The organism is Kitasatospora sp. NPDC088160 (assembly GCF_044741445.1).
Classification (GTDB): domain Bacteria; phylum Actinomycetota; class Actinomycetes; order Streptomycetales; family Streptomycetaceae; genus Kitasatospora.
In genome coordinates, this window is the sequence record NZ_JBIUSS010000001.1 from 380,190 (window position 1) to 391,677 (window position 11,488).

Here is an 11,488-nt window from a genome sequence, read left to right on the forward strand (position 1 = left end):
AGACTTCGTGACCACTGCCGACACCCCGAGCGCTCCCTTCACCGAGCTGGTCAACCTGGCCTCGCGGCTGCTCGGCGCGGGCGTCGTCGCCACCAACGAGGACACCTTCGCCGACGCCGAGAACCTCCTGGTCGCCAAGCCCGCCGAGTTCCGCCCGCACACCTTCGGCCACAAGGGCCAGATCATGGACGGCTGGGAGTCCAAGCGCCGCCGCGGCGTCTCCGCCGACCAGCCCCACCCCACCGACCAGGACCACGACTGGGCGATCGTCCGGCTCGGTGCCGCCGGTGTGGTCCGCGGCCTGGTGGTGGACACCGCCCACTTCACCGGCAACTACCCGGAGAGCGCCTCCGTCGAGGCCGCCTCCGTGCCCGGCCACCCCTCGCCCGAGGAAGTGGCGGACGCCGAGTGGACCACGCTGGTGCCGCGCACCCCGCTCCAGGGCGACACCGCCCACGAGTTCGCCGTCGACGACGCCAACCGCTACACCCACATCCGCCTCAACATCTTCCCGGACGGCGGCGTCGCCCGGCTGCGCGTCCACGGCGAGGTGCTGCCCGACCCGCGCGAACTGGACGGCCTCACCTTCGACCTGGCCGCCCAGGAGTACGGCGGCGTGGCCGAGGCGGCGTCCGACCGCTATTTCTCCTCCCCGCACAACCTGAACGCTCCCGGTCGCGCCTCCGTCATGGGCGAGGGCTGGGAGACCCGGCGTCGGCGCGACAAGGCCAACGACTGGGTGCAGATCGCCCTGGCCGGGGGCGGTGAGGCCCTGGCCGCCGAGGTGGACACCACCCACTTCGTCGCCAATGCCCCCGGCTGGGCCGACCTCGTCGGCTTCGACGCCTCGACCGGGGCGGACCCGGCCGACGGCGAGTGGTTCGAGATCCTGCCCCGCACCCGCCTGCAGCCCGACACCCGGCACCGCTTCCGGCTCGACGCGGGCCGCCCGGTGACCCACGTGCGCATCAACGTCCACCCGGACGGCGGCCTCGCCCGCCTCCGGCTCACCGGCCGCCTCACCGAGGCGGGCCGCGCGGCCCTCGCGCTGCGTTGGTTCAACGCCGTCCCGGCCGCCGAGGCCGCCGCGGCCCTCACCGAGGCCGGCCTGACCGCCGACGAGGCCGCCGCGCTGACCGCCGCCCGCCCGCTGGCGGACCAGGCCGCGGCCGCCGGCGCCGTCGCCGCGCTCCGGCCCGCCGACGGCCCCGACGGCGAGCACTCCTCCCGCCGCCGCTCGGCGGTCCGGCGCCTGCTGGGCGTCTGACGCCCGTTCGGTGATTCGGCGGAGCCCGCGCCCGCCGAGAACTGATGCCACGTCACATCACTCTCCACGCAACGCTTTTATCGACACCTGAAGGACCCTCCATGTCCAAGATCCTGACCACGGAGTCCGGCGCCCCGGTCGCCGACAACCAGAACTCGGCCTCGGCCGGCGAGTACGGCCCGCTGCTGATCCAGGACCAGCAGCTGCTGGAGAAGCTGGCCCGCTTCAACCGCGAGCGCATCCCGGAGCGCGTCGTGCACGCCCGCGGCTCCGGCGCGTACGGCTACTTCGAGGTCACCGACGAGGTGTCGCAGTACACCCGCGCGGACTTCCTCGCCGAGGTCGGCAAGCGCACCGAGGTCTTCCTGCGGTTCTCCACCGTGGCCGGCAACCTGGGCTCCAGCGACGCGGTGCGCGACCCGCGCGGCTTCGCGCTGAAGTTCTACACCGGGCAGGGCAATTACGACCTGGTCGGCAACAACACCCCGGTGTTCTTCATCAAGGACCCGCTCAAGTTCCCCGACTTCATCCACTCGCAGAAGCGCGACCCGTACACCGGCGTGCAGGAGGCGGACAACGTCTGGGACTTCTGGGCCCACTCGCCCGCCTCGACCCACCAGATCACCTGGCTGTTCGGCGACCGCGGCATCCCGGCCTCCTACCGCCACATGAACGGCTACGGCTCGCACACCTACCAGTGGGTCAGCGCCGACGGCGACGCCTACTGGGTCAAGTACCACTTCAAGACCAACCAGGGCATCCGCTCGCTGGACGGTGACCAGTCCGCCGAGGTGCTCGGCGCCGACGCCGACTCGCACCAGCGCGACCTGCACCAGGCCATCGAGCGCGGCGTGTTCCCGTCCTGGACCCTCTACGTCCAGCTGATGCCGGTGGCCGAGGCCGTGGACTACCGCTTCAACCCGTTCGACCTCACCAAGGTGTGGCCGCACGCCGACTACCCGCTGGTCAAGGTCGGCCGCCTGGTGCTCAACAGGAACCCGGAGAACGTCTTCGCCGACGTCGAGCAGTCCGCGTTCTCGCCGAACAACTTCGTGCCCGGCATCGGCCCCTCCCCGGACAAGATGCTCCAGGGCCGCCTGTTCGCCTACGCCGACGCCCAGCGCTACCGCCTCGGCGTCAACCACACCCAGCTGCCGGTGAACGCCCCGCGCGCCACCGAGGCGGACAACTACGGCCGCGACGGCCTCCACGCCGTCAACAAGTCCGGCCGCGGCAAGAACTACGAGCCCAACTCGTACGACGGCCCCGCCCAGACCGACACCGCGCTCGCCGCGCCGGTCCGGCTGGACGGCTACACCGGCACCTACACCACGCCGGCCCACACCAAGGACGACGACTTCTTCCAGGCAGGCGAGCTGTACCGGCTGATGTCCGCGGGCGAGAAGACCCGGCTGATCGACAACATCGCGGGCTTCCTCGCCCAGGTGAGCCGCGACGACGTGGTCGAGAAGAACCTCGCCCACTTCCACGCCGCGGACGAGGAGTACGGCGCCCGCCTTGAGGCGGCCGTCGCCAAGCTGCGGGCGGGCGACGAGGGCTGAGTCGCTCCGCCATGACGCGCCACGCGCAACGAGGGCCGAGCCACCCCGCCGTGGCGCGCCGCGCGTGACGCCCCGCTGACCGACTGACCCGCCCTCACCGGCCGCCGGGGCCCCGCAACCCGGCGGCCGCGGGACGGTCCCCTCCCCCCGGGGCAGTGGGGGAGGGGACCGTCGCGTTGTCCTCCACTACCGTTCCTCCAGGCGATCGGTGGGTGCTCCACGGAATGTTCACGGATATTCACGGACGGCAGTCGCCGGGCCCGCCGGGTCGATAGGCTGGAAGGCGCCCGCGGTCGCTCCGTGGGGGGACATCGGAAGGGGACGACATGTCGACACCAGCCCCGGGTCGCCACGCCGCGCTGGACCAGGGCCTCGCCGGCCCGTTCACCTCCCTGCAGCACGCCCTCAGACTGCTGGAGGCCGTCGACCGGCACCCTGACGGCGCCACCCTGGTCGCCCTCGCGCGGGAGACCTCGCTCGGCCTGCCGACCGTCCGGCAGCTCGCCGAGATCCTTGAGATCGAGGGCTACCTCCAGTGCCAGGACGGCGGTTGGGTGCTCGGCGGCACCTTCGCCCTGCTCGGCCAGCACAACCGGGAGCAGCTGGTGAAGGCCCGGCTGAACCGCAAACTCGCCGAGCTGCGGGACGAGTTGGGCGCGGCAGTGTACTTCACCCGCTACCACGACGGCGAGTTGTCGGTGGAGGCGGTGTCCGCGGCCGAGTACGCGCCGGCCGTGCAGGAGTGGGTGGACTTCCGGGCCACCGCGCACGCCAGCGCGATCGGCAAGTGCCTGCTCGGCCAGCTCGACGCGGACGCCCGCTGGGACCACCTCTCCCGCCACCCGGTGGCCCGGCTCACCTCCCGGACCGTCACCGACGCCGACCAGCTGATGCACCGGCTGGAGCGGCAGCCGGCCACCGTGCCGGTTCTGGACATCCAGGAGTACGCGCTCGGCACGGTGTGCGCGGCCGTCCCGATCACGGCGGGCAGCACGGTCGGCTGCCTGGCCACGTCGATGCCGGTGGACAACGTGCACAAGCTGAAGGCCGCCGCCGAGCTGCTGGCGGCCCGGGCGGCGCCGCTGATGCTGGCGATGGCGGTCTGACGGCCGGTCGTTCCCGTGGGCCCCGCCGGATCCGAGTGATCCGGCGGGGCTCGCCTGTTTGTTCGTGGGCGTGTCGGCTCGCATCGGTTCGCGGGCGTGTTCGTTCACGGGCGCGTCCGTTCGCAAGTGTTTCCGGTGACGGTCCCGGAGGGTGTCACTTATTAGACTCGATGTCGATAAGAGTCGCCGAACCCCTTGTCTCAGCCGCTACCCGCGAGTACGTTTCCCTGAGTCGAGCCGCCGCCCCGAGGTCAGGAGGGCCTGCCGTGCCCCGCTCCACCCCCGTACCCGCCCTTGCCGTCCCCGCCGCGCGCGTCCACGACAGCCTCGTCCTCGAACCCCGGGACGTCCGCTTCGACTGGGACCGGCTGCCGCTGCACTGGATCCCCGACGAGCCGATGGCCACCCACGTCATCAACGTGCTGCACCTGCTGCTGCCCGAGGGCGAGCGCTGGTTCGTCAAGGTCTTCAAGGAGGCGCTGCCGCTCATCCGCGACGAGCAACTGCGCGAGGAGGTCCTCGGGTTCATCGGCCAGGAGGCCATCCACGCCGAGGCGCACCAGGAGGTCCTCGACCACCTGCTCGGCCAGGGGCTCGACCCGCGTCCGTACGTCCGGCAGATTGCCTGGCTGTTCCAGCGCGTCCTCGGCGACAAGCCCGGGCTCAGCCCCGCGCGGCGACGCGAGAACATCATCGAGCGGGTCGCCTTCGTGGCGGCGATCGAGCACTTCACCGCCTTCCTCGGCAACTGGGCGCTCAACTCCCCGGGCCTGGACCGCGCCAAGGCCGACCCGACGATGCTCGACCTGCTGCGCTGGCACGGCGCCGAGGAGGTCGAACACCGCAGCGTCGCCTTCGACCTGATGGTCCACCTCGACCCCGGCTACCTGCGCCGGGTCCGCGGCATGGCGGTCTCCGGGCCGCTGCTGGTCCACCTCTGGGTGCGCGGCGCCCGCTTCCTGCTCGCCGCCGACCCCACCCTCGACGGACGGCTCAAGCCCACCTGGCGCGAGGCCGGCAGGATCGCCAGGCGCGGACTGCTGCCCGACCCGGTCCGGTCGATCCGCTCCGGCCTACGCTACCTGCGGCCCGGCTACCACCCCACCCAGGAGGGCTCCTCCAGTCAGGCCCTCGGCTACCTCGCCGCCTCCCCGGCCGCCCGCGCGGCAGCAGTGGGCCACTGGCAAGGGGTCAAGTAACGGAGTTCAGATAACAGATAACAGAAGACGTTATCTGTTATCTGTTATCTGAACTTTGAAATCCGAAACTTGTCACCTGTCGCTCGCGCCCCCTCCCAGACGCCAAGGACCGCCGGATGGACCTGCTCAACCCGCCCCCCGACCTCTACGGCCGCCCCCGCGCCGACGCGTTCATGCGCCGGCTCACCGCCTTCGGCGACCGCTACACCCCGGCCCTCGGCAGCCCCCTGCTGCGCCGCAACCCCCGCCGCCCGCTCAGCCGCCCCACCCCGCCGCTCCAGCTGGTCGTCGCCGCCCGCCTCCAACTCACCCCCGACGTCGTCGAATTGCGGCTCGCCGACCCCTCCGGCGGCCCGCTCCCCGGCTGGCAGCCCGGCGCCCACCTGCGCCTCGCCCTGCCCTCCGGCCGCGAACGCCACTACTCGCTCTGCGGCGACCCCGTCGACCGCGCCGCCTACCGGATCGCCATTCGGCGACTGCCCGAGGGCGGCGGCGGCTCCGTCGAGATCCACGACACCCTGCACCCCGGCAGCCGCCTCACCGCCCGCCGCCCGCGCAACGGCTTCGCCTTCTGCGCCGAGCCCGCCGTCCTGCTGCTCGCCGGCGGCATCGGCATCACCCCACTGCTCCCGATGGCCCGCGAGGCGCAGCGGCACGGCCTGGACTGGCGCCTGGTGCACGTCGGCCGCAGCGCCGACACCCTCCCGTACGCGGACGAGCTGCGCGCCCTGGACCCGAGCCGGGTGGTGCTGCGCACCGACGACGAGCACGGCGTGCCGACCGGCGCCGACCTGCTCGCGCACGCCCCGCGCGGCGCCGCCGTCTACTGCTGCGGCCCGGCCCCGATGCTCACCGCCGTGCAGCGCTCCCTGGGCGAATCCCCCTCCACCGCGCTGCACTTCGAGCGCTTCGGCGCCGCCCCGATCATCGGTGGCGCGCCCTTCGCCCTGCGCCTGGGCGCCGACGGCCCGGCGCTGGACGTCCCCGCCGACCGCTCCGCCCTGGACGTGTTGCGCGAAGCCCGTCCCGACCTCCCGTACTCCTGCCACCAGGGTTTCTGCGGCACCTGCGAGGTCCGCCTGCTGGCCGGCACGCCCGAGCACCGGGACCGCCGGCTCACCCCCGAGCAGCGTGCCGCCGGCGCCGTGCTGCCCTGCGTCTCCCGGGCCGCCGAGGGCGAGACCCTGGTGCTCGACCTGTAGCGTGCTCGACCTGTAGAAGGAGCCCCGATGGCGAACCCCCCGACCTTCCCCTACGACGAGCGCGACCTCGCCCGCTTCCGCGAGACCCAGCAACTCGCCTACCACTGCGCCGAACAGGTCGCCGCCTGGATCGAACCGGGCGTCACCGAGCGCCAGGCCACGGCCGAGCTGCGCCGCCGCCTGGTCGCCGCCGGGGTGCAGGACTTCTTCCACGTCCCGTTCGCCTGGTTCGGCGACCGCACGGCCTTCCGGCACTTCCACACCCCGCTCCAGTTCTTCGCCGGCAACCGCCGCCTGGAGGAGGGCATGCCGTACGTCCTGGACTGCGCGCCCATCGTCGACGGATACACCGCCGACATCGGCTACGGCGGCAAGGTCGGCGAGAACCGGGTCTGGGACCGCCTGGCCGCCGACCTCCAGGTGTACCGCGAGCTGATCCTCGCCGAGGTGCGCGCCCGCCGTCCGCTCAACGAGGTGTACGCGGCCGTGGACGCGCAGATCGCCGCGCACGGCTACGACAACCGCCACCAGGTCTACCCGGGCCGGGTGATCGGCCATCAGGTCACCCGCACCACCGTGCGCGGCCCGGCCGGGGTCAACGTCTTCGGCTTCGGCGTGCGCACCCTGCAGACCCTCGGGCGCGAACTGATCTCCGAGCGCCTGCACGGCCGTTCACCGCTCTGGGCGGACGGCCGGTCGTCCCGGCACGTGCCCACCCCGGGCCTGTGGGCGGTCGAGCCGCACATCGGCTTCCGCGGCGTGGGCATCAAGTTCGAGGAACTGCTGGTGGTCACCGAGGACGACGCCCACTGGCTCGACGACGACCTGCCGCACGTCCGCCGCTGGACGGCGGGCGCCGCCCACGACGTTGCCCTGGAGGCCGCCCGATGACCACCCCCGCCGCAGACGCCCCGGACGCCCCGGACGCCCCGGACGCCCCGGACGCCCCGGCTGCCTCGCAGGCCCCGGACGCCGCAGCTGCCCCGAAGGCGCTGGCCGCCCCGCCCGTGCGCCGCCGCACCGTGCACTCCGACGGCCTCCCGCTCGCCGTCTTCGAACAGGGCGACCCGGCCGCACCCACCGTCCTCCTGGTGCACGGCTACCCGGACACCCACGCGGTCTGGGACGACGTCGCCGCCGACCTCGCCCGCGACCACCACGTGGTCCGCTACGACGTGCGCGGCGCCGGCCGGTCCGGAGTGCCCGCCACCCGGGACGGCTACCGGCTGGAGCGCCTGGCCGCCGACCTGTTCGCGGTCGCCGACGCCGTCAGCCCCGACCGCCCGGTGCACGTGGTCGCCCACGACTGGGGCTCGCTGCAGTCCTGGGAGGCCGTCACCGCGCCCGGCTCCGAGCGGCGGATCGCCTCGTACACCACCATGTCCGGCCCCTGCCTGGACCACATGGGGTACTGGCTGCGCCACCGGATGCGCCGGCCCACCCCGCGCCACCTGCGCCAACTCCTCCACCAGGGCCTGCACTCCTGGTACATCACCGCCTTCCACCTGCCCTTCCTCGCCCCCGGCGTGTGGCGCCTGGGCCTGGCCCGGGCCTGGCCGCGGGTGCTGCGCGACCTGGAGCAGGTCACCCCGCGGCCCGACCACCCGCAGCCCGGCCTGCGCCGCGATGCCGTCCGCGGCATCGAGCTGTACCGGGCCAACTTCCGCCCCACGCTGCGCAGTCCGCGCGAGCGGCCGACGCAGGTGCCGGTCCAGCTGATCACCCTCACCCGGGACCGCTACGTCGCCCCGTTCCTCTCCGAGGGGCTGGAACGCTGGGTGCCCGAGCTGACCCGACGGACGCTGCACGCCGGCCACTGGTCGGCGCTGCTGGAGAAGGGAGCCACCGTGGCCGAGATGGTCCGCGAGTTCACCACCCGCATCGAACGCGGAAGCGCCGAGCCGACCCGGGAGCAGGGCGACGGCCGGCTGGTCGTCGTCACCGGCGGCGGCAGCGGCATCGGCCGGGCCACCGCGCTCGCCTTCGCCGAGGACGGCGCCCGCGTCGTGGTCTGCGACCTCGACCTCGCCGCCGCCGAGCGCACCGCCGAACTCGCCTCGCTGATCGGCCCGCAGGCGCACGCCTACCGGGTGGACGTCGCCGACGGCGCGGCGGTGGACGCCTTCGCACAGGCGGTCGCGGAGGAGCACGGGGTGCCCGACGTGGTGGTCAACAACGCCGGCATCGGCCACTCCGGGACGTTCCTGCAGACCACCGAGAAGGAGTGGCAGCGCGTCCTGGACGTCAACCTCTGGGGCGTCATCCACGGCTGCCGCGCCTTCGGCACGCTGATGGCCGACCGCGGCCAGGGCGGTCACCTGGTCAACGTCTCCTCGGCCGCCGCCTACCTGCCGTCCAAGGCGCTCACCGCGTACGCGACCAGCAAGGCCGCGGTGTTCATGCTCTCGGACTGCCTGCGCGCCGAACTCGCCGGGCACGGCATCGGCGTCTCCACCATCTGCCCGGGCATCGTCAACACCAACATCACCCGCACCTCCACCTTCTCCGCGACCACCGCCGACCAGCAGGCCGCCAAGCGGGCCCGCGCCGCCAGGCTCTACGCCCGCCGCGGCTTCCCCCCGGAGAAGGTCGCCACCGCCATCCTCACCGCCGTCCGCACCGGCAAGCCGGTCGTCCCCGTCACCCCCGAGGCCAAGGCCGCCCGCTTCCTCTCCCGCCTCAGCCCCGGCCTCCTGCGCCTGGCCGCCCGCCTCAACGTCACCTGAGCGGCCCCTGCGGGTCTGCGATATCGGACAGCCTTTGATACTCCAAGTCGGCGGTTCAGGCCGAGACCGACCGGTTGTTCAACGAGGGGCGGCTCGCGCTCTGTGGAGCCGTCGAGCTGGAGATCATGCACAGCGCCCGGTCCAAGGCCGACGCCGATCGCATCCGGGAGGGCTTGCGTGGCTTCGACTGGCTGACTACGCCCGATGAGGTGTGGGACCGCGCCATCGAAGTGCAGGCACTCCTCACCGCCGCCGGAAACTGGCGGGTGCTGTCCGTGGCGGACCTCGTCATCGCCGCCACCGCCGAGCGCCACAGCGTCACCGTCCTGCACTACGACGGGGACTACGACATGATCGCCGCCGTCACCGGCCAGCCGACCGAGTGGGTCGTCCAGCCGGGGACGGCGGACTGAGGGCCCCATCGGGCCTGTGAGAGCATCGAGGCCCATGGAGATGACAACGGCTCTGTGGTCCTTCGCCCTCGTCGTGGGGTTGCTCACGCTCACACCCGGGCTCGACACCGCGCTGGTGCTGCGCACGTCCGCGCTCGGGCGGCGGCGCCAGGCGTGGGGGGTGGTGCTGGGGATCCAGACCGGGACGCTGGTCTGGGGGACGCTGACCTCGGCCGGGGTGACGGCGCTGCTGACCGCCTCGCAGGTGGCGTACGAGGTGCTGCGCTGGGGCGGGGCCGCGTACCTGGTGTGGATGGGCGTCGGCATGCTGCGCAGCCGGGGCGGGGAGGCGGCGGTCGAGGAGGAGCCGGCCGAGGGCGGCTTCGGGTACGGCTGGCGGCGCGGCACGCTGACCAATCTGCTGAACCCCAAGGTCGGGGTGTTCTACGTGGCCGTGCTGCCGCAGTTCATCCCCACCGGGGCCCCGCACTTCGCCGCCGGGGTGGCGCTCACCTGCGTCCACGTGGTGGAGGGCGTGCTGTGGTCGACCGTCCTGGTCGGCTTCGCCCGGGCGCTGCGCGGCTGGCTGCGCCGCCCGGCCGCCCGGAGGCTGATGGACAGGGTGACCGGCGCGGTGGTGGTGGGCTTCGGCGTGAAGCTGGCGCTGAGCGACTGACCGCCGGCCTCAGGCGGCGTGCGTCCGTCGCGTGCGTCGTGCCCGGGGCTCCTCGGGGGTGGCCGGTGCCTCGTGGTGGATCGGGCCGTCCCCGGTGTTGAGCGGCAGGCAGCTGCCGCCGCGCCGGTGGGCGATGATCTCGGCGGCGACGGAGACCGCCGTCTCCTCGGGGGTGCGGGCGCCGAGGTCGAGGCCGATGGGGGAGCGCAGCCGGCCGATCTCGGCCTCGGTGAGCCCGACCTCGCGCAGCCGCGCCTCGCGGTCGCGGTGGGTGCGGCGCGAGCCCATCGCGCCGACGTAGCCGACCGGCAGCCGCAGTGCGCGTTCCAGCAGCGGGATGTCGAACTTGGCGTCGTGGGTGAGCACGCAGAGCACGGTGCGCCCGTCGATCCGGTCGAGCTGGGAGTCGAGGTAGCGGTGCGGCCAGTCGACGACGACCTCGTCGGCCTCGGGGAAGCGCCGCTTCGTGGCGAAGACGGGCCGGGCGTCGCAGACGGTGACGCGGTAGCCGAGGAAGCGGCCGATCCGGACGACGGCGGCGGCGAAGTCGATGGCGCCGAAGACGAGCATCCGCGGTGCGGGCACGTAGGACTCGACGAAGCAGGTGACGGTGCCCTGGTCGCGGTCGTCGCAGGGGCGTCCGTCGAGGCCGAGCACGATCCGGCCGGTGCGTCCGGCGTCGAGCATGGCCCGGGCCTCGGTGACGACCGCCCGTTCCAGCGCGGTCAGGAGGTGTCGCGGGGGGCGCGTCGCCGGAAGGGTGGTGGCGGGCGACGGCTGGGCCTTCGAGGGGGCGGGGGGGAGGGCGGGGGAGAGGGCACCGTGGTGGGTGTCGGCGGTGACGGCGACGGTGGCGCCGACGAGCCCGCCGGGCCCGGCGATCACCCGGGCGAGCGCGACCGGGGTGCCGGAGGCGATGTAGGCGATGCCGGCGTCGAGTCCGTCGTCGGCCCCGGGCCGGATCGGCTGGACGAACACGTCGAGGACGCCGCCGCAGGTCAGGCCGACGGCGAAGGCGTCCTCGTCGCTGTAGCCGAACCGTTCCAGCACGGGTTCGCCGGACTCGATGGCAGCCTGGCACAGCTCGTAGACCGCGCCCTCGACGCAGCCCCCGGAGACGCTGCCGATCGCCTCGCCGGCCGCGTCGACGGCCAGGGCCGCCCCCGGGTCGCGGGGCGCGCTGCCGGAGACGCCGACGACGGTGGCCACGGCGAAGGAGCGCCCGGCCGCGTGCCAGGCCTGCAACTGCTCGGCGATGTCCTGCATGTCGGGGAGCTCCTTACACAAGCGAGGGTAGACGGGAGGTGCCGCCGTACGGGAAACGATTCCCGCACGGCGGCGGTGCGGCCAGGTCCTCT

General features: G+C 73.4%; 10 protein-coding genes. 9 read left to right on the forward strand and 1 reads right to left on the reverse strand.

Annotated elements, in window-relative coordinates:
• The first annotated feature begins 7 nt into the window (after positions 1–7).
• From alc to ACIOGZ_RS01650, 9 genes are all read left to right on the forward strand, one after another.
• The gene (gene alc, locus ACIOGZ_RS01610) at positions 8–1,267 is read left to right on the forward strand and encodes an allantoicase (RefSeq protein ID WP_363579246.1); all 1,260 of its coding nucleotides are present in this window, start codon (positions 8–10) and stop codon (positions 1,265–1,267) included.
• Between the two features lie 101 nt (positions 1,268–1,368).
• Complete coding sequence (locus ACIOGZ_RS01615) at positions 1,369–2,829, forward strand: catalase (protein WP_363579244.1); 1,461 nt, start codon at positions 1,369–1,371, stop codon at positions 2,827–2,829.
• A 326-nt stretch (positions 2,830–3,155) separates the two neighbouring features.
• Positions 3,156–3,935, forward strand: coding sequence for an IclR family transcriptional regulator (locus tag ACIOGZ_RS01620; protein WP_063350013.1), 780 nt, complete (start codon positions 3,156–3,158; stop codon positions 3,933–3,935).
• 266 nt (positions 3,936–4,201) lie between these two features.
• A complete protein-coding gene (locus ACIOGZ_RS01625) occupies positions 4,202–5,134 on the forward strand; it encodes a metal-dependent hydrolase (RefSeq protein ID WP_363579243.1) in 933 nt (310 codons plus the stop codon).
• A 116-nt stretch (positions 5,135–5,250) separates the two neighbouring features.
• Positions 5,251–6,336 carry a PDR/VanB family oxidoreductase gene (locus ACIOGZ_RS01630; RefSeq protein WP_363579241.1) on the forward strand — a complete coding sequence of 362 codons (1,086 nt, stop codon included), beginning with the start codon at positions 5,251–5,253 and terminating at the stop codon, positions 6,334–6,336.
• Positions 6,337–6,363: 27 nt separating this feature from the next.
• The gene (locus tag ACIOGZ_RS01635) at positions 6,364–7,227 is read left to right on the forward strand and encodes a M24 family metallopeptidase (RefSeq protein WP_400805020.1); all 864 of its coding nucleotides are present in this window, start codon (positions 6,364–6,366) and stop codon (positions 7,225–7,227) included.
• Positions 7,224–9,062, forward strand: coding sequence for an SDR family oxidoreductase (locus tag ACIOGZ_RS01640; protein ID WP_400984385.1), 1,839 nt, complete (start codon positions 7,224–7,226; stop codon positions 9,060–9,062). Before ACIOGZ_RS01635 ends, ACIOGZ_RS01640 begins: the two co-directional genes overlap by 4 nt.
• Before the next feature lie 74 nt (positions 9,063–9,136).
• Positions 9,137–9,475: a PIN domain nuclease gene (locus ACIOGZ_RS01645; RefSeq protein WP_400805024.1), complete on the forward strand. Its 339-nt coding sequence runs from the start codon at positions 9,137–9,139 to the stop codon at positions 9,473–9,475.
• 34 nt (positions 9,476–9,509) lie between these two features.
• Positions 9,510–10,130 carry a LysE family translocator gene (locus ACIOGZ_RS01650; RefSeq protein WP_400984388.1) on the forward strand — a complete coding sequence of 207 codons (621 nt, stop codon included), beginning with the start codon at positions 9,510–9,512 and terminating at the stop codon, positions 10,128–10,130.
• Positions 10,131–10,139: 9 nt separating this feature from the next.
• On the opposite strand, the gene ACIOGZ_RS01655 is transcribed toward ACIOGZ_RS01650, so the two are convergent.
• On the reverse strand, positions 10,140–11,396 hold the full coding sequence (locus tag ACIOGZ_RS01655; protein WP_400843593.1) for an XdhC family protein: 1,257 nt from the start codon (positions 11,394–11,396) through the stop codon (positions 10,140–10,142).
• Positions 11,397–11,488: the final 92 nt, after the last annotated feature.

Bases quoted from the DNA above. Each gene is read 5' to 3' on its own strand.
- ACIOGZ_RS01655 (WP_400843593.1), bottom strand. From the start codon at position 11,396: ATGCAGGACATCGCCGAGCAGTTGCAGGCCTGGCACGCGGCCGGGCGC.
- ACIOGZ_RS01615 (WP_363579244.1), top strand. From the start codon at position 1,369: ATGTCCAAGATCCTGACCACGGAGTCCGGCGCCCCGGTCGCCGACAAC.
- ACIOGZ_RS01635 (WP_400805020.1), top strand. From the start codon at position 6,364: ATGGCGAACCCCCCGACCTTCCCCTACGACGAGCGCGACCTCGCCCGC.
- ACIOGZ_RS01640 (WP_400984385.1), top strand. From the start codon at position 7,224: ATGACCACCCCCGCCGCAGACGCCCCGGACGCCCCGGACGCCCCGGAC.
- ACIOGZ_RS01630 (WP_363579241.1), top strand. From the start codon at position 5,251: ATGGACCTGCTCAACCCGCCCCCCGACCTCTACGGCCGCCCCCGCGCC.
- ACIOGZ_RS01620 (WP_063350013.1), top strand. From the start codon at position 3,156: ATGTCGACACCAGCCCCGGGTCGCCACGCCGCGCTGGACCAGGGCCTC.
- ACIOGZ_RS01650 (WP_400984388.1), top strand. From the start codon at position 9,510: ATGGAGATGACAACGGCTCTGTGGTCCTTCGCCCTCGTCGTGGGGTTG.